The sequence below is a fragment of the Amycolatopsis sp. 3B14 genome (assembly GCF_050958625.1).
GTDB classification, from domain to species: Bacteria; Actinomycetota; Actinomycetes; order Mycobacteriales; family Pseudonocardiaceae; genus Amycolatopsis_E; species Amycolatopsis_E thermoflava.
This window is the reverse complement of record NZ_JBHZEN010000035.1, coordinates 44,378-69,540: the sequence shown is the minus strand read 5'-3', so window position 1 is coordinate 69,540 and position 25,163 is coordinate 44,378. Positions and strand designations below refer to the sequence as shown.

Annotated in this window: 21 protein-coding genes; 8 read left to right on the top strand and 13 right to left on the bottom strand. The window is 71.1% G+C overall.

Annotation, left to right across the window (positions count from 1 at the left end; all coding sequences use genetic code 11):
- Positions 1-379: 379 nt before the first annotated feature.
- The gene (locus ACCP09_RS20620) at positions 380-1,462 is read left to right on the top strand and encodes a tartrate dehydrogenase (protein WP_433749026.1); all 1,083 of its coding nucleotides are present in this window, start codon (positions 380-382) and stop codon (positions 1,460-1,462) included.
- 117 nt (positions 1,463-1,579) lie between these two features.
- On the opposite strand, the gene ACCP09_RS20615 is transcribed toward ACCP09_RS20620, so the two are convergent.
- From ACCP09_RS20615 to ACCP09_RS20600, 4 genes are all read right to left on the bottom strand, one after another.
- Positions 1,580-2,053: an SCO family protein gene (locus tag ACCP09_RS20615; RefSeq protein ID WP_433749023.1), complete on the bottom strand. Its 474-nt coding sequence runs from the start codon at positions 2,051-2,053 to the stop codon at positions 1,580-1,582.
- Positions 2,050-3,489, bottom strand: a complete 1,440-nt coding sequence (locus ACCP09_RS20610) for a hypothetical protein (RefSeq protein WP_051362556.1) — start codon at positions 3,487-3,489, stop codon at positions 2,050-2,052. Before ACCP09_RS20610 ends, ACCP09_RS20615 begins: the two co-directional genes overlap by 4 nt.
- Complete coding sequence (locus ACCP09_RS20605) at positions 3,489-4,292, bottom strand: alpha/beta hydrolase (protein WP_433749020.1); 804 nt, start codon at positions 4,290-4,292, stop codon at positions 3,489-3,491. Before ACCP09_RS20605 ends, ACCP09_RS20610 begins: the two co-directional genes overlap by 1 nt.
- A 66-nt stretch (positions 4,293-4,358) precedes the next feature.
- A complete protein-coding gene (locus tag ACCP09_RS20600) occupies positions 4,359-7,010 on the bottom strand; it encodes a LuxR C-terminal-related transcriptional regulator (protein WP_433749017.1) in 2,652 nt (883 codons plus the stop codon).
- 178 nt (positions 7,011-7,188) lie between these two features.
- Here ACCP09_RS20600 and ACCP09_RS20595 point away from each other — a divergent pair, with 178 nt between their 5' ends.
- Positions 7,189-8,727, top strand: a complete 1,539-nt coding sequence (locus ACCP09_RS20595) for a long-chain-fatty-acid--CoA ligase (RefSeq protein ID WP_433749014.1) — start codon at positions 7,189-7,191, stop codon at positions 8,725-8,727.
- Here the strand turns inward: ACCP09_RS20595 and ACCP09_RS20590 are convergent.
- Together ACCP09_RS20590 and ACCP09_RS20585 are read right to left on the bottom strand one after the other, a co-directional pair.
- Positions 8,708-9,625 carry an alpha/beta fold hydrolase gene (locus ACCP09_RS20590; protein ID WP_433749011.1) on the bottom strand — a complete coding sequence of 306 codons (918 nt, stop codon included), beginning with the start codon at positions 9,623-9,625 and terminating at the stop codon, positions 8,708-8,710. The genes ACCP09_RS20595 and ACCP09_RS20590 overlap by 20 nt on opposite strands.
- The gene (locus ACCP09_RS20585; RefSeq protein WP_433749008.1) at positions 9,622-10,641 is read right to left on the bottom strand and encodes an NADP-dependent oxidoreductase; all 1,020 of its coding nucleotides are present in this window, start codon (positions 10,639-10,641) and stop codon (positions 9,622-9,624) included. Before ACCP09_RS20585 ends, ACCP09_RS20590 begins: the two co-directional genes overlap by 4 nt.
- A gap of 133 nt (positions 10,642-10,774) precedes the next feature.
- Here ACCP09_RS20585 and ACCP09_RS20580 point away from each other — a divergent pair, with 133 nt between their 5' ends.
- The gene (locus ACCP09_RS20580) at positions 10,775-11,542 is read left to right on the top strand and encodes an alpha/beta fold hydrolase (RefSeq protein ID WP_123686499.1); all 768 of its coding nucleotides are present in this window, start codon (positions 10,775-10,777) and stop codon (positions 11,540-11,542) included.
- Between the two features lie 3 nt (positions 11,543-11,545).
- Here the strand turns inward: ACCP09_RS20580 and ACCP09_RS20575 are convergent, their stop codons facing one another.
- From ACCP09_RS20575 to ACCP09_RS20560, 4 genes are all read right to left on the bottom strand, one after another.
- Positions 11,546-12,139, bottom strand: coding sequence for a QsdR family transcriptional regulator (locus ACCP09_RS20575; RefSeq protein WP_051362558.1), 594 nt, complete (start codon positions 12,137-12,139; stop codon positions 11,546-11,548).
- A 211-nt stretch (positions 12,140-12,350) separates the two neighbouring features.
- Positions 12,351-13,271 (bottom strand): fumarylacetoacetate hydrolase family protein, encoded by a 921-nt coding sequence (locus tag ACCP09_RS20570; protein WP_433749003.1) that lies wholly within the window; start codon positions 13,269-13,271, stop codon positions 12,351-12,353.
- Positions 13,268-14,050 carry a cyclase family protein gene (locus ACCP09_RS20565; protein WP_433749000.1) on the bottom strand — a complete coding sequence of 261 codons (783 nt, stop codon included), beginning with the start codon at positions 14,048-14,050 and terminating at the stop codon, positions 13,268-13,270. The genes ACCP09_RS20570 and ACCP09_RS20565 overlap by 4 nt, the downstream gene beginning before the upstream one ends.
- Positions 14,051-14,088: 38 nt before the next feature.
- A complete protein-coding gene (locus ACCP09_RS20560; protein WP_433748997.1) occupies positions 14,089-15,600 on the bottom strand; it encodes a CocE/NonD family hydrolase in 1,512 nt (503 codons plus the stop codon).
- Between the two features lie 148 nt (positions 15,601-15,748).
- Between ACCP09_RS20560 and ACCP09_RS20555 the strand changes: the two genes are divergently transcribed.
- Positions 15,749-16,369, top strand: coding sequence for a TetR/AcrR family transcriptional regulator (locus tag ACCP09_RS20555; RefSeq protein ID WP_237338503.1), 621 nt, complete (start codon positions 15,749-15,751; stop codon positions 16,367-16,369).
- Positions 16,370-16,405: 36 nt separating this feature from the next.
- On the opposite strand, the gene ACCP09_RS20550 is transcribed toward ACCP09_RS20555, so the two are convergent.
- Complete coding sequence (locus ACCP09_RS20550; protein ID WP_123686504.1) at positions 16,406-16,873, bottom strand: Lrp/AsnC family transcriptional regulator; 468 nt, start codon at positions 16,871-16,873, stop codon at positions 16,406-16,408.
- Positions 16,874-17,028: 155 nt separating this feature from the next.
- Here ACCP09_RS20550 and ACCP09_RS20545 point away from each other — a divergent pair, with 155 nt between their 5' ends.
- Complete coding sequence (locus ACCP09_RS20545) at positions 17,029-20,475, top strand: indolepyruvate ferredoxin oxidoreductase family protein (protein WP_433748993.1); 3,447 nt, start codon at positions 17,029-17,031, stop codon at positions 20,473-20,475.
- 19 nt (positions 20,476-20,494) lie between these two features.
- Here the strand turns inward: ACCP09_RS20545 and ACCP09_RS20540 are convergent, their stop codons facing one another.
- A complete protein-coding gene (locus ACCP09_RS20540; protein ID WP_433748990.1) occupies positions 20,495-21,037 on the bottom strand; it encodes a TetR/AcrR family transcriptional regulator in 543 nt (180 codons plus the stop codon).
- A 141-nt stretch (positions 21,038-21,178) separates the two neighbouring features.
- Between ACCP09_RS20540 and ACCP09_RS20535 the strand changes: the two genes are divergently transcribed.
- On the top strand, positions 21,179-21,853 hold the full coding sequence (locus ACCP09_RS20535) for a nitroreductase (RefSeq protein ID WP_027929394.1): 675 nt from the start codon (positions 21,179-21,181) through the stop codon (positions 21,851-21,853).
- Positions 21,854-21,860: 7 nt separating this feature from the next.
- Here the strand turns inward: ACCP09_RS20535 and ACCP09_RS20530 are convergent, their stop codons facing one another.
- Entirely contained in the window at positions 21,861-22,904 is a 1,044-nt protein-coding gene (locus ACCP09_RS20530; protein ID WP_027929395.1) for a helix-turn-helix domain-containing protein, read from the bottom strand.
- A gap of 171 nt (positions 22,905-23,075) precedes the next feature.
- Here ACCP09_RS20530 and ACCP09_RS20525 point away from each other — a divergent pair, with 171 nt between their 5' ends.
- Both ACCP09_RS20525 and ACCP09_RS20520 read left to right on the top strand, forming a co-directional pair.
- Positions 23,076-23,519, top strand: a complete 444-nt coding sequence (locus ACCP09_RS20525; protein WP_020417246.1) for a cupin domain-containing protein — start codon at positions 23,076-23,078, stop codon at positions 23,517-23,519.
- A gap of 26 nt (positions 23,520-23,545) precedes the next feature.
- On the top strand, positions 23,546-25,153 hold the full coding sequence (locus ACCP09_RS20520; protein WP_123686509.1) for an FAD-dependent monooxygenase: 1,608 nt from the start codon (positions 23,546-23,548) through the stop codon (positions 25,151-25,153).
- Positions 25,154-25,163: the final 10 nt, after the last annotated feature.

Below are 25,163 nucleotides of genomic sequence, written 5' to 3'. Positions count from 1 at the left end.
GGTGGTCGACGACCTCCGCGCGGCGCCCCTGGCCGTGCGGATCGTCGCGGAGGTCGCCCCCCGCGCTTCGTTCCTCCCGCTCGTGCTCGCCGGCGCCGGGAGTGGGGGTGCTGCCCTCGGCCTGGGCCACGCTCGCCCGCCGCGCCGGAGCCCAGGTCGCGCGCCTGGACCACCCGGCCCGCCTGCACGTCGCCCTGCTGAGCCGGGCCGCCCCGCTGACCCCGGCCGCGCAGGCCTTCCGGGCGCTGGCTCGCCGATTCGTTGAGCAGGCTGGATAGGTCCGGCCTATGAATCGGATCGGCAGCGCGTCTTGGACGCACGGCCGGTCCCGGCGCTTCACTCGGGGTGTCAGCGCAGCCGACCCGCCAGGGAGCCTCCGATGTCAGCAACCCGCACCTTCACGATCGCCGCGGTCCCCGCGGACGGCGTCGGCACCGAAGTCGTCGCCGCCGGGCGCACGGTCCTCGACGCGCTGGCCGAGAACTCCGGCGGCGCGTTCGCCTTCGACTGGACCGAGTTCCCCTGGGGGTGCGGCTACTACGAGCGGACCGGCCGCATGATGGACGACGACGGCCTTGAGGTGCTGCGCGACTTCGACGCCATCTACTTCGGCGCGGTCGGCTGGCCGTCGGTGCCCGACCACATCAGCCTGTGGGGCCTGCGGCTGCGGATCTGCCAGAACTTCGACCAGTGGGCCAACGTGCGCCCCGTGCACTTCCACCCCGGCATCACTTCGCCCCTGCGCAAGGCCGACGACACCCCGCTGGACTGGGTGGTGGTGCGGGAGAACAGCGAAGGCGAGTACGCCGGGCTCGGCGGCCGCAACCTCGCCGGCCGCGGCCCCGGCAACGAGGTCGCGCTGCAGACCGCGCTGTTCACCGAAAAGGGGTGTGAGCGGATCATGCGGTTCGCCTTCGACCTCGCCCGCGGCCGCGACCGCAAGAAGGTGTCGTCGGTGACCAAGAGCAACGCCCAGCAGTACGGGATGGTGCTGTGGGACGAGACCTTCGCGCGTGTCGCCCGTGACTACCCGGATGTGGAAACCGAGAGCGTGCTGGTGGACGCCATGTCGGCGAAGTTCGTGCTCAAGCCCGAGGACCTCTCGGTGGTCGTGGCGTCCAACCTCAACGCCGACATCCTCTCCGACCTCGGCTCGGCGCTTGCCGGCAGCCTCGGCCTCGCGGCCAGCGCGAACCTCAACCCCGAGCGCCGGTTCCCGTCGATGTTCGAGCCGGTGCACGGGTCCGCCCCGGACATCGCCGGGAAGGGACTGGCCAACCCCATTGGCGCCATCGGTAGCGCCGCGCTCATGCTGGACCACTTCGGACTGTCCACAGAGGCGGACCGCGTGCGCGCGGCGATCGAGGCGACCACCGCCGCCGGGATCCTCACACCGGACGTCGGCGGCACCGCCAAGACCGGCGACGTGGTTGCCGCGGTGATCGACAACCTCGGCAGCTGATCCCTGATCCCCGGCGCCCCGCGGAGAAACACGGTGGGCCGCCCGCATTGCGACGGTGAGTTCCGGCGCTGCCGCTCGGCCCGCGCGGCCGCGAGTGCATGACTCGCGGCCGGGCGGTCATGATCGTCCTTCCAGGGCGTGCGCGAGATCGGCGGCGATGGTGCCCGCGTCGGTCGTGTCGGTCCAGTGGGTGCGGTAGTCGCCGTCGGGGTCGAGCAGGTAGGTGATGGCGGTGTGCGGGACGGCGTAGCCGTCGGGGTCCTCGGGATCGGGCCGGCGACGGGCGAAGACGCCGAAGGCCCGGCGGGCGTTGTCGGTCTGTTCGGCGGTGCCGGTGAGCCCGGTGAACCGCGGATAGCCGGTTTCCAGGAACTGCCGCAGGACTTCGGGCGTGTCGCGGTCGGGGTCGACGGTGATGTAGAGCGCCTCGACGTCGGCGGAGGCGAGCGCCTCCGACAGGCGGCCGAGCGCTCGTGGACAGACCACGCGGCAGTGGGTGAAGCCGAACAACACGACGGTCCAGCGGCCGCGGTAGCTGGCTTCCGTCACCGGGGTTCCATGGTGGTCAACCAGGGTGAAGGTGGGTTTCATGACAGGGGCTCCACGATGATGTCGTGCGCGGGTCCGGGCGGCACCACGAAGTCCGGTGTGGACACCGTCGAGCCGTTGAGCCGCCACCGTTCGGGGAGGCGCCCGAAGGTCACGGTGCCGCCGCCGGGTACGGCCGGGTTGATCCGCACCCGCGCGTGCAGGACGCCGTCGATCACTTCGGCGCGGCTGACGTCGACGTTGCGGTCCACGGCGACGATCGCGGGCTCGGTGAAATGCCCGTCCGGCCAGGGGGCCTGGTAGAGGCCGCGCAGGCCGTCGGGCACGTTGAGCCGGGCGTAGCCGAGCAGGACGTTGCCGCTCATCGGTTCGATCTCCGTACGGTTTCCGTCCTCGTCGGTCAGCGTGTCGTTGCGCGGGTAGTAGAGCCCGCCGTCGCGCCACACCGGGGAGAAGAACCGGTCGGCGTGGCCGAGTAGACCGTCCACAGTGGCCTTGTCGCCCATCTCGGCGGCCCAGGCGGCGACCCAGCCGAAGTCGCAGGTGTCGGCGACGACGCGCTGGCCCATGACCTCTCGCGCCGGCGCCGAGGGCACCGACAGGGTGCCGTCCGGGCCGGGGATCAGGAAGTCGCTGACCTGCCGCGGGTAGTGCTGGTGCACGAAGTCGCTGTTCCACATGTTCATCAGCGCCCCGCACCAGGCGTCCACCCACGGTGAGGGCACCTCGTTCGGCCGGACCCGCCGTGAATCCGCGAGCATCATCGTGTTGTAGTGGCCGCCCGCGTCGAGCCGGCCGAAGTCGGCCCAGGCCTGCTCGTACCCGGCGACGACCTCCTCGGCGCGGTGGCCGCCGGTGAGCAGGTCGTGCAGCCGGAAGCCGAGGATGGCGGGCTGGTTGCAGATCTGGAAGATGCAGTTGGGTTCACACGCGACGCCGAGGTAGCCGTTGGCCACCATCTGCCAGTACAGGTGCTCGGTGAGCGAGTCGCGGTCGTAGGCGAACCGCTTCTCGCCCCCGCCCCAGAAGAACGACCAGTGCCGGAAGGTCAGCGATTCCGGCCGGGCGAAGCGGTCGTCGGTGAAGAGGTAGTCGTGCAGCAGCGCGGTGGACTGCACGTAGGCGCTGTACATGATGTTGTCGCGGACGACCGGGTCCCATTCCTCACCGAGCTCGCCGAGGTGGGCGTTGAACACCGACCCGCCGCGGCTGACGTCCCGCCAGTACAGCCACACTTCGGGCTCCAGCAGTTTGGTGATCAGTCGCTGGATCGTCGGCTGGAACAGCCCCGGCGCGGCGGGCAGCCGGTGCCGGTGGGTCAGCGCCAGGCCGTAGATCATGTAGGCGAGCTGGAACCGGTAGCCACCGAAGTCGTCCTGGCTCACCCCCTTGCCCTGCATCAGCGACCAGTCGTTGGTCTGCTGCCGCGACAGGTTGTCCCAGTGCCGCAGGTGTCCCAGCTGCTCGGTCGTCAGCATCACGCCCCCTGCACGTTCTGACGGGCCAGCCAGCCCAGGGCGGAGTCGGCGACGGCGCGCCAGCCGCTGTCGAGCACCAGGGAGTGGCCGCGGCCGGGGAACTGCTTGAGTTCGGTGATGGCGGTGGAGTCGCCGTAGAGCTTGAACGCGGCGCGAGTGACCACGTCGGGGACGGTGTGGTCGGCCTGACCCGGGATCAGCAGCAGCGGGCCCCGCTCGCCGTTGCCGGTGTTCACCTTCGCGGGGGAGTTCTTGGTGAAGTTGGCGAACGCGGCCTCGAACAGCGGCCGCCCGGGCGAGGGGATGGTGTGTGCCTCGTAGAGCCGCTTCGACTCCTCCTCGGAGATCGCGTTTCCGAAGCCGTAGCGGAACTGCTTCGCCGTCAGGGACACGGCGCGCTTCTTGTTGGCCGGGTTGCCCAGCACCGGGAAGGCGGACCGCAGCTGCGCGAACGGCAGCGGTTTGACGCCCTTGATCTGGGCCGGGTCGATCGCGACCGCGGCCCGGCCGTGGCCCTCGCCGAGCAGCTTCTGCGCGATCAAGCCGCCGAAGGAGTGCCCGATGAGCACCGGGGCCGTCGGCAGCCCGGTGATGATGCGGCGGTAGTGCTCGGTGACGTCGTCGATGCCGTGCCCGGCGACCGCCTCGGGGTTCGCGCGAGCCGCCTCGACGGTGGGTTCCTCGCCCGGCCAGCCCGGCATGAGCGGGGAGTAGCCGTTGGCGGCGAACAGGTCGGCCCAGGGCTGCCACGACGACGCGTGCAGCCAGAGGCCGTGGATGAAAACGACGGGGGTGGTGGTCATTGTGCGCTCCTCGATCCGGTGTTGCTTGCCTGGATCAATGGTGCGGCGGCCGTCAGAGCCGTCGAATCAGTCGGATGACTGTACTTCGAGTCGCTCGAGTGCGTCGCGCAGCGCGGCGCGGCTGGTGATGCCCAGCTTGGGGAAGATCCGGTACAGGTGCGAGCCGACCGTGCGCGGCGACAGGTAGAGCCGGGTGCCGATCTCCTTGTTCGTCAGTCCGCCGGCCGCCAGCTCGGCGATCTGCCGCTCCTGCACCGTCAGCACGACGGGGGCCCCGGTCTTGAAACTCGCCCCGGCGGCCCGCAGCTCGGTGCGTGCGCGCTCGGCCCAGCCCTGCGCGCCGATCCGCTCGAACCCCTCGGCGGCGCGGCTGAGCTGGTCGCGCGCGTGCGCGGGGCGGCGGACCCGCCGCAGCCACGCGCCGTAGGCGAGGCGGATGCGGTTGGAGTCGAACGGGAACAGCGCCGCTCCGGGCAGGGCGAGCGCGGCGTCGAAATCCGGCTCCTCCGAGGTCATCGCCAGTGCGCCCGCGGTGAGCAGCGCCAGGCGGGGCGAGATGTCCGGCAATCCGGCGTCGCGGGCGGCGAGAGCGTGCCGCCGGGCCTCGTCCGGCCGTCCGCTGTGCAGCGCGGCTTCGACCAGGTCCAGCAGGGTGCGGTGAGCCTGCTGCACGTACGGGGTGAAGGTGCCCGGCGTGGTGACCGTGGTCGCGAAGCGGTAGGCGGTCTCGTAGTCGCCCGCACCCAGCGCGGACAGGGCGCCGATCGCGTGGGCGTAGTTGGTGAGGAAGCCGATGCCGCGTGGTCCGGCCCAGGACTCCAGCGCGGTCCGGTGCCCGGCAGCCGCTTCGTGGTCGCCCCGCGCCGCGGCCACCAGCCCGAGGAAGGCGCGGAACTGGTACCCGAACAGGGTGTAGCCGTGCCGGGTGGTCAGCTCGAGTCCGCGCTGACCGGTCGCCTCGGCGTCGGCCCACTGTCCGGTGTTGATCTGGTCGAGCATCACCACGTGCAGCATCGTCATCACGTTGGTGACCGCTCCGGCGTCGGCCTCCCGCTCCACCATCCGGCGCAGGTAGGGCCGGAACTCGTCCAGTGCGTCGACGTAGAACGCGGCCACCGTCAGCCGCATGACGTCCCACGGTTCGCCCTCGCTCAGCTCGGCGAAGGCCCCGCGCAGGCGGTCGGTGACCCCGGCGCCGCGGCGCACGACGTCGCCCCAGGCGTCGCGGTGGATCAGAGTGTGGGGGTTGACCCGGCCGGCGAAGCGGTCGACGAGCTGCTCGGTCACCGTCCAGGTCGCCGGGTCCCCGGCGAACTGGCTGATGGCCAGCAGGAGGTTGAGCAGCCGGTCGAGGATCGCGTCGTCCAGCTCGTCCCCGGACGCGGCCACGGTGCTGGCGATGCGCTGGTGGGTGGCGTGCACGTCGCCCTCGCGGTACAGGGCGGCGTAGGCGGCGGTCACCACTGCGTCGACCGAACCGGGGTGTCCTGAGGCGTCGAGCAGTCGTTGCGCGTCCTGCAGCCGCGCAGACTGCCCGGCCACGAACGCGGCCTCGCCGAAGCGGCGCTCCCGCTCGCGGGGATCCTCGCTCAGCTCGGCGGCCCGCTCCAGCCACTCGATCGCCAATGCCGCGGCGCCACGCCGCGTGGCCGACAGCGCGGCGCGCTCGATCACGGCGGCGACCCGCTCGTCCGGGTCGATCGTGGCGGCCGACAGGTGTGTGGCCCGGCGCTCGATGTCACCGCGGTGCGCTCCAGCGAGCTCGGCGTGCGCCGCGCGCCGCTCGTTCGGTGTCGCCAGCTGCACCACCGCCGACCGCACCAGCGGATGCCGGAACCCCAGCTGCCCGGACACCGGATCCACCAGTAGCAGCCCGCGTCCGATCGCTTCGTCCACGTCTCGCAGCCGCCGTTCCACGTCCCGACGGCGGGGCGCGGACAACGACGACAGGCCGTCCAGCGCGGCCAGCAGCAGCGCCCGCCGGGACGAGGGCGTCAGTTCGCTGATCTGCCCGGCGTAGAGGCCCTCCAGCCGCCGGGTCAGCGGCAGTTCGTCGTGAAGGTCGGCGTGCCGCGCCGTGCGCGGGAGCTCGACCAGCGCGAGCGGGATTCCTTCGGCCTGGGTGAGCACCTGCTGCCGCAGCCGGGCGTCCAGGCCCGGGAACGACCGGTCCAGCAGCGCCTCGGCGTCCTCACGTGCCAGCGGCCCGACCTCCACCTCCGGAAGCCCGGCGCGGTCGAACGGCGAGGCAACGTCGGTCCGGAGCGTGATCGCGCCGCGGACGCCGTGCACGCCCACCCGGCGGAAGACGAAGGCGCACACCTGCGCGCTGAGCTGGTCGAACCAGTGCCCGTCGTCGACCGCCACGAACACCGGCCCGGCCGCGGCCAGCAGGCCGATCACCGCGTTGCCGAGCGTGAGCACGTCCGGCGGGGAACCGGACCCCAGCATCAGGTCGAGCACGTCGCGCGCGTGCGGGCCGTCCGCGAGGAGGGGCAGCAGCAGCTGGTGCAACCCCGCGAACGGCAGCTGGGACTCGGCCTCCACGCCCGCGGCGCGCAGCACCCGCACACCCGCGGCGGCCGCCGCGGCGTCCAGCAGGGTGCTCTTGCCCGCGCCCGGCTCACCTCGCACCACCGCGAACGAGTGCACCCCGGACAGCGCCCGCTCCAGGGCCGCCCGCTCACGCTCGCGCCCGACGAGCCCGTCCGTGTCCACGGCACGAATCTAGCCGCTGCGGGACAGTCACTGACGGACCTGATCGCCCTCGGCACGCTCTTGCGTACGCCCTGCGGTGCGGTTAATCTGCGGCCTGCGTTACATTGCTGAAAACGTAACAGTGGCGTCAGATACGCGACCGACTACGGCCGTGGAAGAACGACAAGGAGGACGGTCCATGTCGAACCTGGCGACCCTGCTGGACGTCTCCGCCGAGCGCTACGGCGAGCGCGAGTTCCTCGTCGCCGGGACGCGGCGGCTGACGTTCGCGGAGGTGTCGCGGCGATCGGCGGCGATGGCGCGGCGTCTGGTGGAATCCGGCGTCTCGCCGGGTGACAAGGTGGCCCTGTCGTGCCCGAACGTCCCGGAGTTCACCATCGCGTACTGGGCTGTGCTGCGGGCGGGCGCCGTGGTGGTGCCGCTCAACGTCCTGCTACGCGCCCGGGAGATCGCCTACCACCTGGACGACTCGGACGCGGTCGCCTACCTCGTGTACGAGGACTCCGCCGACCCGCGCCTCGCCGAAGCGGCCCGCGAGGGCTTCGACAACGCCGGGCGGTGCGGCCGGTTCTGGAGTATCGGGGCCGACGAGGCGGGGGAGACAACCTGGTGCGGCGAGGCGCTGACCGGTCCCGCGTCGTTCGACACCGTGACGCGTGAGGACGGGGACACGGCCGTGATCCTCTACACCTCCGGCACGACAGGGCGGTCCAAGGGCGCCGAGCTCACCCACCGCAACCTGCTGCTCAACGCGCGGGCCGCCGTGTCGGTGTACGAGCTCGACCCCGGCCGGCCGGACACCCACCTCCTGGTCGCGCCCCTGTTCCACTCGCTCGGGCAGACCTGCGTTCAGAACGCGTCCACCCTCTGCGGGGGCACCATCGTCATGGTGCCCAGGTTCGACGCCGCTCAGGCAATCCGGCTCATGCTCGACGAGCACGTCACGATCTTCGCCGGGGTGCCGACGATGTTCTGGGCCTTGCTGCGGGCACTCGGCGACGTGCCGGACGGCGACCGCCTGCACGGGCAGCTTCGCGTCGCCGCGTCGGGCGGATCAGCCTTGCCGATCGAGCTCCACAAGGAGTTCGAAGCCCGCCTCGGAACGTCCATTCTGGAGGGTTACGGCCTGTCCGAGACCTCACCGATGGCCAGTCACACACGGCTGGGGGAGCCGGTCCGTGCCGGGTCCATCGGCCGTCCCATCGACGGCGTCGAGATGAAGCTGATCGCGGACGACTGGACGACGCTCCCGGACGACCCGCGGGTAGTGGGGGAGATCGCGATTCGCGGGCACAACGTCATGAAGGGCTACTACAAGCGGCCCGAGGCGACCGCCGAGGCCGTCCGCGACGGCTGGTTCCGCACCGGTGACCTGGCCCGCAAGGACGCCGACGGCTTCTATCACATTGTCGGGCGGTCGAAGGACCTCATCATCCGGGGTGGCTACAACGTCTATCCCCGTGAGATCGAGGAGGTTTTCCTGGAACACCCGGCCGTGTCGCTCGTCGCGGTGATCGGGGTCCCGCATGCCTCGCACGGTCAGGAGATCAAGGCCGTCGTCGTGCCCGCCGAGGGCCACGAGGCGGTCCGGCCCGAAGATCTGGTCGCCTGGGGCAGGCGGCAGCTGGCCGCCTACAAGTACCCGAGGATCGTCGAGTTCCGTGAGCGACTGCCGATGACGCCGACGGGCAAGATCCTCAAGCGGGAGATTTCCTGACCGCCGCGCGGGCACGGTGAAGGTGCGCCAGAAGCGCTTCGTTCACCGTGTCCGGTGCCTGCTGGTGCACCCAGTGCCCGGCCCCGTCCACGACGAGCGTGCGGAGATCCTCGAACGCCCGTGCGCCGGATTCGAATCGCAGGAACGTGGACACCGGGTCCGCGCTGCCCGTGATGAACAGGGACGGCTGCCGGATGACCCGCTCTCGCGCCGCCTTGGCGTCGCGCCAGTTGTCGTCGATGTTGCGGTAGTAGTTGAGGCCGCCCGCGAAACCCGTCTCGCGGAATCGTCCGGCGATCCGGCGGAACAGGCCGGGTGGCAGCCATTCGGGCGGGCGGACGGGGTCCTCGCCGTCGAGGAGGTCGTAGCGGTCGCTGAAGATGGCGGCGAGTGAGCGGTCGACATCGCGCATCAGCAACGCCTCGGGGGTCCCGGCCTCCTGGAACCGGATCTGGTAGAAACGCTCGCCCCAGCGTGCGCGCAGGATCTGTGTCGGCGGGGCGGGCGCGGGCGCGGCGTACGGCACGCTGAGACCGGTGAGCGAGGCAACGGCGTCCGGGTGGTCGAGGCCGAGCTGCCACACGCACGCGGCGCCCCAGTCGTGCCCCACGAAATGCGCCGTGTCGGCGCCCTCGTGCTCGAGCAGACCGATCAGGTCCAGCCCGACCGTGCGTAGCGCGTACGCCGATCGTTCGCCGGGGCGCGAGCTCCCGCCGTAGCCGCGCATGTCCGGAGCCAGCACGCGATAGCCGGCCTCGACCAGTGCGGGGATCTGCAGTCGCCAGGTGACGGCGAGGTCGGGAAATCCGTGCGCGAGCACGACGAGCGGTCCTTCGCCCGCCGCGGTCACCGCGAGCTCCACACCGTTGACCTGCCACAGCTCAGGCGATGTGGTCATGCGGCCGCCCCGTGCAGCCGCACCAGCATCTTGCCGACGTTGGCGCCGGACAGCATCCCCAGCAGTGCTCCGACGGCGTTCTCCAGGCCGTCCACCACGGTCGTCGTCGAGACGAGCGATCCGTCCTCGAGCCAGCCCCGGGCGAGGGCGATCCATTCGGGCCAGCGCTCCAGATGGTCCAGCACGATGAAGCCGCGCAAGGTCAGGCGCTTCTTCGTGATCAGTGCGAGGTTGGCCGGGCCGGGCACGGGTTTCTCGGCGTTCGCCTGGGAGACGGACCCGCACACCGCCACCCGGCCGCCGGTGCGGAGCGCGTCGAGGGCGGCCTCCAGCTGGTCCCCGCCGACACTGTCCAAATAGACATCGATTCCACCGGGCGCCGCCGCACGCAAGGCGGGCCCGACCGGTCCTGCCTTGTAGTCGATGGCCCGGTCGTAGCCGAGCTGTTCCACCAGTCGCCGGGCCTTGTCCGGTCCGCCGGCGGACCCGATCACCGCGGCCGCGCCGAGGTGGCGGGCGACCCGGGCGGCCACCACGCCGACGGCGCCGGCGGCCGCCGAAACGAAGACGACGTCGCCGGGGTGCACGGGCGCGAACTCGCTCAGCGCCAGGTAGGCGGTGAGGCCGGGCATGCCGAGTACACCGAGGTAGTCCGAGCCGCTGACGCCCGTCGTGTCCAGACGGTGGGTTTCTTCCGCGCCGACCACGGCGTAGTCCCGCCAGCCGTGGTGGTGCCACACGATGTCTCCTTCGCGCAGCTTGCGGCTCCGTGACCGGACGACCGTGCCGACGGCCGCGCCGTCCAGTGGCGCGCCGAGGGCGAACGGCGGGAGGTAGGACGGTACGTCCCGCATGCGCCCGCGCATGGAGGGATCGACCGACATCCAGTCGTTGCGCACCAGCACCTGTCCTGGTTCCGGTTCCGGCACGACGGATTCCACGATCGCGAAGTCCGCCGGGGACGGTACCCCGGCCGGGCGTGCGACCAGATGAACCTCGCGGCTGGTGGTGCTCATCGGTTCTCTTCCCCGCTCTCGTGATGTTACATATATGGCAATGTAACACGGCTTGCGGATGCGCCGCTCGCACGGCTAATCTGCGTGAGCTGTTACATATCGCGTCACGTAACATCAGGAGAGAGGGGCAACGATGCCCATCACCACCAGCGGAATCCACTACGAAGTTCGCGGCGGCGGGGAGCGCACGATCGTTCTTCTGCCGGGCTTTGGTTGTTCGATCGAGTGCTGGGCCGGGGTGGCGCCCTTGCTCGACGGGTACCGCGTCGTCCTGATGGATCTCCCGGGCCACGCCGGTTCGGCCGGTGCGCGGGCCGACGGCGACCTGGCGCGGCTCGCCGAGACCGTTTTCGAGGCCTGCCGGGAAATCGGGCTCACCCGGTTCGTCGTGGCAGGGCTGTCGCTGGGTGGCGCCATCAGTGTGCGGATCGCACTGGACCATCCCGGCGAGGTGGAGGCGGTCGTGGGGATCATGCCGTGGAACGCGGGCGGTACGTCCCCCGGCGATCCGGTCATCGAAGGCTTCCACGGCGCCTACGGCGATCTGGACACGATCACCGCGGGCATCGCGAGCATTTCGCAGGATCCCGCGAAGACGACCGACCTGGTGCGCACCATGCCCACGGTCACCGAGCGGATGTGGCGCGGCTGGCTCGGCGGCGGCGTGTACACGAGCATGGCCGACGAGTTGCCAGGGCTGCGTGTCCCGCTGCTGTACCTGGTCGGCGGCAAGGACACCGTGGTCAATCTGGACAAGCAGATCTCGGACGTGCGGCGGGTTCCCGGCGGTCGCCTGGTGCTCCTCGCCGACGCCGGTCACCTCGCCTGCTACGAGACACCCGAGGTCGTGGCGCGGGAAATGCGCCAGTTCCTCAGCGACCGCGCGGTCGCGGCCGTCTGAGGATCAGGACAGCAGCCGCCGGATCGCCGCGCCGACCTTGGTGGCGTCCGGCTCGCCGCCGGTGATCATGTCCACGTAGCAGAACGATTCGGCGATGCGGACCACGAGATAGGCGAGATCCTCGAGCGGGAGCCCGCCCGGCGGGTCGGGCAGCTCCTCGCGCAGCAAGTCGGTCACGTACGCGATGAAGTTGTGCTGGAGTTCGCTGCTGCGGGTTGTCAGGATCCGCAGCGCGATCTCGCCCTCCTGCCGCAGGAACGTCCTCATGAACGGCGCGTCCAGGACGGTGGCGATGAACCCCTCGAGGGTCTGCGCCACCGCATCGATCCCGGACGTCGCGGCCTTGCGGCGGCAGAGATCGAGGGTGGGCTTCGCCAGGGACCAGTTGACCTCGCCCAGCAGCCGGTCCCGGCTGCCGACCCAGCGGTTCAACGTCATCCGGCTCACGCCGAGCTCGTTGGCGAGAGCCTGCATCTCGATGCGCGTTCCCTCGCGGAACTGCCGCCGCGCCAGCCGGAAGGCGGCTTCTCGCCCCGAAGAAGCCGGTGCCGCGTCCCGATGCGGCGTGGCGGCGGTGTGGCGTGGCGCGGCAGGCATGAACCGCAGCCTAGCCGGTGCGCGGGGAGGTCTGCGCGATCGTCGCCGTAAGCCGGGATCTGCCGCCCACGCCCTGCGAGGACCGAGAACCGGCCCGGAAGGTCGATCTCCAGGTCGCCTCCGCCAGCGCCGCGCACGCCCCGGTGACCGCTTCCCTCCACTTGTCCTCGGGGGTGCCGACTGGCGGCCTCGGCGACGGCGTGGAGGGCGTTCAGCGTGAGCGGCGAGCCGGTGGAACGTCGTGCAGCGGTGGGCCGGCGACCACGGTGTTGTGGATGGTGCCGATCCCTTGCACCGTCATGCGCACGGTGTCGCCGATGCGCAGTGGCGGTGGTTGCCGCTCGCCGTGCCATCCCCACAGTTCGGCGAGGCAGCCACTGCCGCACGTTCCGGAACCGAGCACGTCACCGGGCCGCACCCAGGTGCCGCGGCTGGCGTAGGCGATCAGCTCGGCGAAGGTCCAGGCCATGTTCGCGAGCGTGTCGCCGCCGATGCGGGTGTCGTTCACGAACACCTCCATGGCGAGGTCGTAGCGGCCGTCGCTCTCGTAGCCGGCGAGTTCGTCCGGCGTGACCAGCACGGGGCCGAGTGTGGTGGCGGTGTCCTTGCCCTTGGCCGGTCCGAGCCCGACGCGCATCTCCCGGCTCTGCAGGTCGCGGGCCGACCAGTCGTTGAGGATGGTGAACCCGGCGATGTGGTCCACGGCCTCGGCCACGGACAGGTTGAAGCCCGCCGTGCCGATCACGACCGCGACTTCCAGTTCGAAGTCCAGCACCTCGCAGCCGGGCGGCATCGGGACCGGTGTGCCGGAGCCGATCGCCGCGTGCGGGTTGGTGAAGTAGAAGGCGGGCGCTTCGTACCAGGCGTCCGGGACCTCGCTGCTCCCGGTGATCGCGCGGAGCGAGCCGGCCGTGTGCTGTTCGAAGGTGATGAAGTCGCGGATGCTGGCGATCGGCACCGGGACGGCGATCGGCGCGGTCTCGTCCCAAGGCAACCGCTGACCAGCCGCCGCCGGTTTGCCAGTCGTGAGCACCTCGAAGACGTCGGCGGTCTCGGTGAGCAGAGCGATGCGATCGCCATCGACGACGCCATAGCGCCGCACACCGTCCACGAGCAGGGAACCGAGTTTCATGCCACGTCCTCGTCGAAGATCGCCACGGCGCGGGTCCAGCCGGCGGAGGCTCGATGGATCTTGACCGGGAAGCAGGCGACCTGAAAGCCGTGTGCCGGGAGGTTCTCCAGGTTGTGCAGCTTCTCGATGTGGCAATAGCCGATCTCACGTCCGGCCCGGTGGCCCTCCCAGATGATGGAGGCGTCGTGGTCCCGGGCGTAGCGTTCGGCGGTGAACAGGAACGGGGCGTCCCAGCTCCAGGCGTCGGTGCCGGTCACCCGAACCCCTTGTTCGAGCAGGTGCAGGGTGGCGGCGCGGCCGACCCCGCAGCCGGAGGTGACGTAGTCGTCCTGGCCGTAGCGGGTGCCGGCGCGGGTGTTGATCAGCACGATGTCGAGCGGGCGCAGCTGGTGGCCGATCCGGTCGAGCTCGGCGTCGATGTCGGCGGGGGTGACGACGTGGCCGTCGGGGAGGTGGCGGAAGTCCAGCTTGACGCCGGGCTGGAAGCACCAGTGCAGGGGGACCTCGTCGATCGTGATGGCCCGGCGTCCTCCGTCCATGGTGGACGCGTAGTGGTAGGGGGCGTCGAGGTGGGTGCCGGTGTGGGTGGTGGCCTCGATCCGCTCGATCGCCCAGCCCTCGCCGTCGGGCAGGTCCTCGGCCGTCGCGCCCGGGAAGAAGCGGAGCATGTCCGGGACTGACTGCTGGTGGTCGATGTAGGTGATCGAGGGCCGGTGGCCGGGTGGGTCGGAGGCGATCCCGCTCTGCAGGGGGACCGAGATGTCCACGAGTTGTCGCATGGCGAATCCTCTTCCGGGGCTCACGGGCGTGGCCGGCCCTATCGCGGGATGACGGGAACGAGCAGGTGGGAGGCGTGGTCGCCGCCGAGGTGGATGGTGGCGGTGGTCGCCGGGCGACGCAGATCGGGGTGGTCGTGGGTCATGAAGCCGAGGTCGCTGTCCCCGGTGACCAGTTCGAGGCGCAGCCGCTCGCCTGGTGCGAGTGTGATGCTGGTGGGCCAGATCTCGACTTCGAGCAGGGTCGGCTCGCCGTGCACGAGGGGGATCTCGCGGGCGTGGGTGTGCCACGGCCGGTAGGGCAGTGACCGCTCCGGGTCGGTCTCGCGGTGTGACGCCCTGAGCCAGCCCATGGCCATCGGGATCGGGTCGCCCTGCGGGCCGACAGCCGGGATCGGCTCGCCGTCGACGCCGATGTGCTGCACCCGCGCGAAGATGTCGAGGTCGTCCTGCTCGGCGCTGAGCCACAGGCGCAGCGCGACCGGACCGGTCAGCTCGAGCGGTTCGGACACCGGTGCGGTGTCGAAGCCGGCGGGGTAGGCCACCGTCGTGGCGTCTGCGGGCGGGTCCCAGTCGAGGACGCCGTCACCGAGGTGGAGTTCGCGCCACTGCGTCTGCGGGAGCGGGAAATCCGTGGCGTCCCGCCAGTCCACGTCGCGCCCGCGCCGGATCGCCAGTCGCACCGGGGCCACGCCGTCCATGCGGTCGGGCTGGTCTTTGAGGAAGCGGTCGAGGAAGCGCAACTGCAGATCCAGTGCCCACTCGGCGTAGTAGGGGTCGATGTGGGTGCCGGTGTGCACCACGAGCCACTTGTCCCGCGACGCCGCGCGGGCCCAGCCTTCGATGTTGCCGCGCAGGTGCACGTGCAGGGCGCCCCAGTTGGCGGCCGACAGCACCGGAACCGTGACCCGGTCGAGATCGACGATCCGCGTTTGGTGGTATTCGTCGAGCACGGGATGCTGCGGGAGCACCTCGCGCCAGTCGTCGCCGTCGCTGCCGTTGCGCTGGGGGGTGATCTGGCGGTTCCACCAGAACTCGACGAACCCGTGGGCGTACAGGCCGCCCTGGTAGATGAAGTCGCGGTAGAAGTCGGACGCGCCTTCCCAGATCACGATCGCGGCGAGGTGCGGCGGCTGCAGCTCCGCCACCCTCCAGCCCATGATCGCGAGCCAGGAGATGCCGCTGGAAGCCACCTTGCCGTTGGACCACGTCTGTTCGGCCGCCCACTCGACGACGTCGTAGAAGTCCTCGGAATCAGCCGGGCTCAGCAGGTCCATGCGGCCGGGTGACTTCCCGGTGCCCCGGGTGTCGGCGCGCAGTACCGCGTAGCCACGGGCCGTCCACCACTCGGGATCCGGGGTCTCCCACACCATGTGCTCGTTCTGCGGAACGAGTTCGTAGAGCGGGTAGCGGTCCGGCCAGTGCACGTCCTTGCCGTACGGGCTGATCGACGCCAGCACGGGAAAGGCGCCGTCGTCGTCGGGCAGGAACACGTCGGCCAGGATCGGCGAGCCCGTGCGGGTGGGGACCTCGATGTCCCGTTCGATGCGCATTTCAGTACTCCTGTGAGTGGGGCAGGCGGGCCGGGTCCGAGCGCCGCCGCTGCGACCGAGGCTCGCCGTTAAGGCCAGTCGGCTTGCGTCAGGAGTATGTCGGCTCGTCCGCGCTAAAGCAAGAGGACTTGTATTAGGGTGTCGTCCTGTGAGTGATGTGGACGTCCGGCGACGGCCGGGTGGACGGTCGGCGCGTGTGCGCGCCGCTGTCATCGAGGCGACCAACCAGCTGCTGCTGGAGCAGGGCCTGACGGGCCTGACGGTGTGCGAGGTGGCCCGGCGCGCGCAGGTGAACGAGACGTCGATCTACCGACGGTGGGGCACTCGCGAGAATCTCATCATCGACGCCCTGCTCGCCGACGCCGCCGAACAGCTCCCGGTGCCCGACACCGGGAGCCTGCGGGACGATCTGATCGCCTACGCCACCGCGCTCGCCAGGTACCTGACCTCGCCCGGGGGTAACGCCCTCGATCGGGCGCTGGCCTCGGCGGGCGACGACCCGGCCACCCGGCGACTGCGCGACCAGTACTGGGACGCCCGCTACGCCCAGTCCGGACAGATCGCCGAGCGGGCGATCAAGCGCGGCGAGCTGCCCGGCACCACCGAACCCCGCTTCGTGCTCGAGATGCTCGTCGCGCCATTGCACTTCAGGATCGTGCTCACCCGCGAGCCGCTCGAACCGGACCTGCCCACCCGCATCGTCGACGCACTCCTCCGTGGGCTCGTCACGGCTGCCGAGCCACGCAACCGGAACGGCAATCGCCCCTGACGGGGAACAACGGTCGTCTTCGCCTGACCGATCCGGTCAGGGCGCGGTGCCCGGCCACTGCTGGCCCCGCGTCCAGGAATCCAGGACGATGAGGGTTTTCGTGCTGGTGATGCGGTGGCTGCGGCGCAGTTCGTCGATCGTGCGCTGCAGGTGTTGCATGTCGCGCACCCGCAGCCACACCAGGGCGTCCGGGTCGCCGGCGATGGTGAACACCGCCTGCGCCTCGGGCATCCGCGTGGTGGTCTGCACGATCTCGTCGACGTTCGTGGTGCCGAAGAAGCGGAGCTGGGTGAAGGCTTCGATGCCCCAGCCGAGCTTGGCGTGGTCGATCTGCACGGTGAACCCGGTGATGACCCCGGCCTCCTGCAGCCGATCGACGCGCCGCTTCACCGCGGCCGTGGACAGCGTGACGCGAGAGGCGATGTCGGACAGCGTCCGGCGGGCGTCCTCCCGCAGCAGCGTCAGGATCTCCCGGTCGGTCGCGTCGATCAGCTCGTCGGTCATGACGGGGGATCGTACGCAACAGATGCGAGCCGGAACACTCCGATCGCGAGAATTTTTGCGTGCTCAGTGGAACCGGCCTGTTCGTTGTTGCGCGGCGCCGCTCGCGTTGGCTGAAGTGATCCACGTCCCAACCGGCGTGACGCGAAAGGCCCGGCATGACCACCTTCACCCTGGACGAGCGGTACGTGCGCGAGACGGGAACGGTCTACCTCACCGGTGTGCAGGCTCTGGTGCGCGTGGTGCTGGACCGCGTCCGGCAGGACCGGCGGGCAGGACGGGACACGGCGGCGTTCGTGTCCGGTTACGAGGGTTCGCCCCTGGCCGGCTTCGACCTGGAGCTGGCGCGGCACGGGAAGCTGCTGGATGAGCACGCGGTGGTGCACCGGCCCGGGCTCAACGAGGAACTCGCGGCGACGTCGGTGATGGGCAGCCAGCTGGCCGCGGGGCTGGGCTCGTTGCGCAGGGACGGCGTCACCGGATTCTGGTACGGCAAGGCCCCGGGCCTGGACCGGGCCACGGACGCGTTGCGGCACGCCAACCTCGCCGGAACCCACCCGCGCGGCGGCGCGGTCGCGCTGGTCGGGGACGATCCGAACGCGAAGTCGTCGTCGGTGCCGTGCGCCTCCGAGCACGCGCTGGCCGACCTGGCGATGCCGGTGTTCTTCCCGGCGGATTCGCAGGACGTCCTCGACCACGGCCGGCACGCGGTGGAGCTGTCGCGGGCCAGTGGGCTGTGGACGGCGATGAAGATCGTCGCCAACGTCGCGGATGCGGCCGGCACCGCCGTCGTCGACCCGTCGTGGACGGCGCCGGTGCTGCCCGAGGGTGCGTACGGCCACCGCCCGAGCAGCCGGCTGCTCGGGCCGGAGCTGGCGACGCTGGAGCACAGCCTGCACCGGGTGCGGTTGCCGCTCGCGCTGGAGTACCTGCGGGCCAGTGGTGTCAACCGGATCGTGCGGTCCGGGCCGGGCGACCGGATCGGGATCGTCACGGCCGGCAAGTCCTATCTGGACCTGCGGCAGGCGTTGCGCGCGCTCGGCCTCGACGAGGACGCCCTCGCCCGCTTCGGCATCCGCATCCTCAAGCTCGGCGTGATCCACCCCGTCGAGCCCGGCATCATCACCGACTTCGCCCAGGGGCTCGACGAGATCGTGGTGGTGGAGGAGAAGCGGGCGCTCATCGAGCCCGCGGTCAAGGAGATCCTCTACGGCCGCACGGGAGCGCCGCGGGTACACGGCAAAACCGGTCCCGACGGCCGGGTGCTGTTCACCGAGCTGGGCGAGCTGGATCCGGACGTCATCGCCAAGGGGCTCGCCCGCCTGCTCGGTGACATCGAACCGGTGCGCGCGTGGCAGGGCCGGCGCCGGCGCGAGCGGATCGCGGTGCCGCTGCTGGCCCGCACGCCCTACTTCTGCTCGGGCTGCCCGCACAACTCCTCCACCAAGGTGCCCGACGGCACCCTCGTGGGTGGCGGGATCGGCTGCCACACCATGGCGCTGTTCATGGAACCCGACCAGGTCGGGGACGTCATCGGCATCACGCAAATGGGCGGCGAGGGCGCCCAGTGGATCGGCATGGCCCCGTTCGTCGAGGCCCGGCACCTGGTGCAGAACATCGGCGACGGCACCTTCACCCACTCCGGCAGCCTGGCGGTCCGGGCGGCGGTCGCGGCCGGCGTGAACGTCACGTTCAAGCTGCTGCACAACTCGGCGGTCGCCATGACCGGCGGCCAGGACGCGGTCGGGGCGTTGCCGGTGCACAAGCTCGCCGAACTGCTCCTCGTCGAGGGCGCGGCGAAGGTCGTGATCACCTCCGACCAGCCACGCCGGTTGCGACGTCTGCGGTTCCCCCGCGGGGTCGAGGTCCGGTCCCGCGACGATCTGCTGCGCACCCAGGAGGAGCTGGCCGCGATTCCGGGCGTCACGGTGCTGATCCACGACCAGGAGTGCGCCGCGGAGAAACGGCGGAAGCGGCGGCGCGGCAAGCAGGAAACCCCGGCCACCAAGGTGTTCATCAACGAACGGGTCTGCGAGGGCTGCGGCGACTGCGGCGTGAAGTCCAACTGCTTGTCCGTGCAGCCGGTGGAAACCGAGTTCGGCCGCAAGACCCGCATCCACCAGTCCTCGTGCAACGTCGACTACTCCTGCCTCAACGGCGACTGCCCGTCCTTCCTCACCGTCGTGCCCGGAAACGGGAAGCGCCGCAAGCAGATCGGGTCGCTGGAGGCGTCCGAGCTGCCGGAACCGCGGAACGCGGACGGCGATGTCGCCGTGCGCATCACCGGGATCGGCGGCACCGGCGTGGTGACGGTGGCGCAGATCCTGGCCACGGCCGCGGTCCTCGACGGCCGGCACGTGCGCACCCTCGACCAGACCGGCCTGGCGCAGAAGGGCGGCGCCGTCGTCTCCGACGTCAAGATCACCACGGAACCGGTGGAGCAGGCGCCCAAGCTAGCCGCGGGGGAGTGCGACCTGTACCTGGCCTGTGACCCGCTCGTGGCGGCCGATCCGGCGCACCTGGCCGTGGCCGACCGGGACCGCACGGTCGCCGTGGTGTCCACTTCGGAGATCCCGACCGGGCGGATGATCATCGACACCGCGGTGTCCTTCCCCGAGCAGTCCAGCATCCGGTCCGTCCTGGACGGTGCGACCGTGCGCGGGCACTACCTGGACGCCCGCGCCGCGGCCGAGGCGTTGTTCGGCGACGACCAGTTCGCCAACATCCTCCAGCTCGGCGCGGCCTACCAGACCGGCGCGCTGAACGTGAGGGCCGCGGCCATCGAGCGGGCGATCGAGATCAACGGCACCGCGGTCGCGGCCAACCTGCAGGCGTTCCGCCGCGGCCGCCAGCTCGTGGCCGACCCGGACGCCCTGGCTGCCGAGCTCGTCCCGGCGCCGGCGGCGCCCGGAACCCCAGCCAACCCCGCGGCCGTGCGACGGGTGCGGTCGCTGGTGCGGGCCGAGGGCGGGGAGCTGGCGAGGCTGCTCGACGTGCGGATCCCGGACCTGATCGCCTACCAGGACGAGGACTACGCCCGCGCCTACGCCGAGTTCGTCGAGCAGGTGCGCAGCCGGGCCGGTGACGGCGCGGTCACCCAGGCCGTGGCGCGCAACCTGTACAAGCTCATGGCCTACAAGGACGAGTACGAGGTCGCCCGGCTCTCCCTCGACCCGGCGCTGCGGGCGGAGATCGAAGCCGAGTTCGGTCCCGGCGCCCGCTATGCCCACCAGTTCCACCCGCCGGTGCTGCGTGCGCTCGGCCTGAACCGCAAGATCGCGCTCGGCCCCTGGGCGCAGCCGGTGCTGCGGCTGCTGCGCGCGGGACGGCGCCTGCGCGGCACCCGGTTCGACCTGTTCGGCTACGCCCGGGTGCGGCGCGTGGAGCGGCAGCTGATCACCGAATACCGCGATGCGATCAGCAAGGCCCTCCGCGTCTCCGAGGCGAATGCGCCGGCGCTGCTCGAGCTCGCCGAACTCCCCGACGCGGTGCGCGGCTACGAGGACATCAAGCTCGCCAACGTCGCTGCGTACCGGCAGCGCCAGGCCGAGCTGGCCGAGGCGCTGGGCCGGGCGAGCGGTCGCACGGCGCAGCACAGTGCCTGACGTGGTTTCGCGCTGCGGCCTATTCGGCTGGCGTGCGTTCCGCGTGGTCGATGAGGGTCGCGGCGGCGGCGCGGGCGTGGCGGCCGTAGCCGGCGTCGTTGAGGGTCATCGCGCGGATCGCGGCCCCGTCGGCGAGCGTGACGAGTTGCTCAGCGAGTAGCTCGGGTTCGGCGACGCCCAGCTCGGTGACCAGGTCGGTCACCAGGCGGAGCATCAGCAGCTTCTGTGCGCGCGCGTAGGCGTGCGCGGCGCTGTCGGGGTCGGGGAACTCCGCCGCGGCGTCGAGGAAGGGGCAGCCGCGCACCGGGCCGGTCGCGGGGGCGGGGATGTCGAACATCGCCAGCAGCCGTTCGCGGGCCGGGATGTCCTCCCTGGTCAGCACGGCGTGCAGGGTGTCCCCGGACTCCACCAGGGCGCGGAGCTGGGCGAGGACGAGGTCGTCCTTCGTCGGGAAGTGCGCGTACAGCGTTCGCTTCGACACCGGGGCCTGTGCCGCCACGTCCTCCATCGATGTCGCGTTGATCCCCTGGGTGGCGAACAGCCTGCTCGCCGCGGCGAGCACCCGCTCCCGCCCCCCGCGTCCCGGTCTACTGGTCGTTCCGTTCGCCACGTCACAGAGTATACGCGACCGTTTACTTGGCTGTGGGTCACTGTTACCGTCTGAAGTAAACGTCATCGTTTACTTCAGTGAGGAGTTCCTGTGATGAGTGATCTCGCCGGTTATGCGGCCCAGCTGATCCGTGGCCGCCGGGCGACCCGGGCGTTCCGCCCGACGCCGGTTCCGGAGACGACGCTCCACGACGTGTTTTCCTTGGCGGCAGCCGCCCCGTCGAACTCCAACGCGCAGCCCTGGCAAGTCGAGGTGGTCAGCGGCGCGCGGCGCGACGCCCTCGCGGACGCGCTGGTGGCCGCGCACCGGGCCGGCCGGACGTCGGTCGACTTCCCCTACAGCGAGGACATCTACGCGCCCGTGCACCAGCGACGCCGCGCCGCCTTCGGCGCCACGCTCTACGGCGCGCTCGGCATCGGCCCGGACGAGCGTGACAAGCGCGCCGCATACGACGCCGAGAGCCTGCGGTTCTACGGCGCCCCGCACGTCGCGATGCTGTTCGCTCCCGACACGGCGGAGGCGCGGCTGGCCGCCGACGTCGGCATGTACGGGCAGACCCTGATGCTCGCACTCACGGCCCACGGCGTGGCGAGCTGTCCGCAGGGCCTGCTGAGCTTCTACGCCGACACCGTCCGGGAGGTCCTCGGCATCAGCGGCGGAAAGCTGCTGTTCGGCATCTCGTTCGGCTACGCCGACACCGAAGCGCCCGTCAACGCGATCACCGTGGAGCGGGAGAACCTGTCCGTCACCACGCGATTCCACCGCTGAGCGCGGCTTATCCCAGCCGGTAGCGACGGAGCCGCTGGTAGAGCGTGCCGCGGGAGATGCCCAGGCGTGCCGCCGCCTCCGACTTGTTGCCCCCGCACTCGGCGAGGGTGTCCGTGATGACCCGGACCTCGGCCCGCTCCAGCGGTCCGTAGGCCGCGGCCTCCCGGCCGGATGCCGCCCCGCCCGGTGTGGAGCCGCGCGTGAGCACCAGCACGACGCCGTCGTCGAGCCGGCCCGGGGTGACCGGGTACAGGCGTGCGCGGAGGCCGTCCGCGAGCGCGATCTCGCTCGCGGACGGACCCGCCTCCAGCACCGCCGCCCACAGGGTCGGCCGGTCCAGGCCCAGTTCGGCGGCGTCGTCCTCGACGATCATCGTCTGGCGGTCGAGGGTGACGACGGGCCCGGCCGAGGCGGATCGGAACGACAGGTGCGCGTCGAGCATTCGCCGCTGCCGGGAGGTCGCGGCCTCGCCCAGCGCGGTGGTGATCCCGTCGACCAGTGCCCGGACCGCGACCAGCAGCAGGTGGTTCGCGTCGTCCGCGTGGCACGCCACGTTGACCATGCCCGCGACGCGCCGGGTGATCGGGTGGACCACCGGGGCGGCGACGCAGGCCCACGGGTGCCACGGTTGCTTGTAGTGCTCGGCGCCGATCACGATCGAGGGGCGGCGCGTGGTCGCGGCGACCCCGATGCCGTTGGTGCCGGCGCTCTGCTCGGCGACCTGGGAGCCGGGCTCGAACTCGATCCGGTCCAGATCCCGGGTGAGGGTCCGCTCGGACTCCCAGCGCCACGTCAGGATCCCGTCGGGGTCGGCGAGGGCGAGCGAGGTGTCGCTGCCGGTCAGCAGGTCGGCCATGCCGAGCAGCACCGGCGCCGCGACGCGGACGAACGGGGACTGCACGTCGATCTCGCCGTGCGCCAGGTCCAGCCGGTCCGGGTCGACGCCGTTGCTGCGGGAGCGCCGCCACGACGCGACGATCTCCTGGCGGATCCGGGCCTGCGCGCCGGACTGGAAACTCTCCCAAGCCAGCCGGGTCTCCACCGATCTCATCGCGCCTCCTCCTCAGTGCCCGGGAGAACACCGTCCGCCGATTATGGCTGGGAAAGCCCGGAAAACGCCTTTCGCTGTGCAAATTTTGGACAGCCACCTCGACCCGGGCAGGGCCGGCAGCGCACCGTTTCTCCCATCGTCGCAGCCGCTGATCCGAGGAGGACTGGTTACATGGAGTTCAAGGTCGAATGGGACGGTGACGTCACCCTGGTGCACCCGGAGCGGGAGCAGCGCGCCAAGCAGGACGTCAACGCGCTCTTCGGGGTGAACGGGGTGACCACGCCCTCGAAGCACCTGTCGCTCCTGGTGACCTCGCTGGGGCCGGGGGAGAAGTCGAACGTCCACTACCACCTCGAGCACGAGTCGGCGCTCTACGGCCTGCGGGGCAGCGTGCACTTCTTCTGGGGCGCCGAACTCGAACACGACCTGATCGTGGGCGTCGGCGACTTCCTGTACATCCCGCCGTTCTGCCCCCACGTGTCCTACAACCGGAGCCTGACCGGGGACGCGGCGTTCGTCACCGCGCGCACCGACGCGTTCGAGCAGGAGCGCGTCGTGCTGTTGCCCGAGCTCGAGGACGACCGGTGCAAGCCCCGGGTGTCCTACGTCGACTGACACTCTTTCCGGAAAGGACGCTCTTGATGATCGAGGTACCTGTGCTCGTCGTCGGCGGGGGACCGGTCGGGATGAGCCTCGCGCTGCTGCTCGACCGGTTCGGGGTGGAGAGCCTGCTCGTCGAGCGACGGCCCGCCACGACCACGCACCCGAAGGCCCGGGGTTGCCATCCGCGGACGATGGAGCTGTTCCGCATCTGGGGGATCGAGGACCGGGTGCGCCGCGCGGGGCTGCCGCAGGAGTCGGACGTGGCCTGCTGGTGTGAAAGCCTGAACGGGCCGTTGGTGGCCTACACCGAGCCCGCGCCGAGCCTGCACACCCCGGCGCCGCGCTCGATCGTGCCCCAGGACGCGGTGGAGGAGGCACTGGACGACGCGCTGTCCGCCCGGCCGCTGGCGCAGGTGCGCCGGTCCACCGAACTGGTTTCCCTCACCCAGGACGCCGACGGGGTGACCGCGCGGGTACGGCGGGCCTCCGACGGCGAGGAGTTCGACGTCCGGGCGCGGTACCTGGTCGGGTGCGACGGCGCGAACAGCCGGGTGCGCGAGACCGCCGGCATCGCGATGGACGGCCCGGAGACCCTGGCGCTCATGGCGAACCACTACTACCGCGCCGACGTCGGGCACCTGCCGCACGTCCGCAGCGCGATCGGGTTCCTGGTCCGGCCGCGCGACCGCAGCAGGCCCGACGTGAACGTCCTGGCCACCGGTCCGGACGGGGACCGGTGGCTGGCGGTGCAGAAGCTGCGGGAGGGCGAGGAGCCGCTGTCCGAGGAGCGCCTGATCCAGGACGTGCGGGAGCAGTGGGAGATGCCCGACCTGAAGGTCGAGCGCATCAACGTGATGACCTGGCGGATGAGCGCCCAGGTCGCGCAACGGTTCCGCGAGGGCAGGGTGTTCCTCGCCGGGGACGCCGCGCACCGGTTCCCCACCGCGGGAGGCAATGGGCTGAACTCCGGCGTCCAGGACGTGCACAACCTGGCGTGGAAGCTCGCGATGGTGCTGTCCGGCCGGGCGGGCGACGTCCTGCTCGACACCTACGACTCCGAGCGCCGCCCGGTCGCGCAGTCCAACACGGACTTCGCCGTGCGCAACCAGACGCGGATCGACGAGATGGACGAGGCGTTCCGCCGCCGTGAGGAGGACCCGCAGCGCTGGCGCGACCTGCTCATCGACCAGAACAAGCAGCTGCACAGCGACGGGCACACGCTGGGCTACATCTACACCCGCGGCGCCGTCGTCGACGACGGTTCCCCCGTGCCACCGTACGACTCGCAGTACTACTGGCCGACCGACCGGCCCGGCGCGCGATTCCCGCATTTCTGGCTCGATGTGAACAAGACCGAGTCGAGCATCGACTGGTTCGACACCGAGTTCGTGCTCGTCTGCGGGCCGGACGCCGACGGCTGGGACCGGGCCGGACAGGACCTGGCGGCCTCAGCCGTCGTCCCGCTGCGGGTCAAGCGGCTGCCGCACCTGCTCGGGCCCCTGTCGATCGGCCGGGAGGGCGCGGCGCTCGTGCGTCCGGACGGGCACGTGGCCTGGCGTGCCCGCCAGGCGGGGGAGGGGGCCGAGCTGTCCGCCGCGCTCGGCCGGGTCCTCGCGGGCGGCACCCTCGCTCACGCCACCGCCTGACCGAACTCGA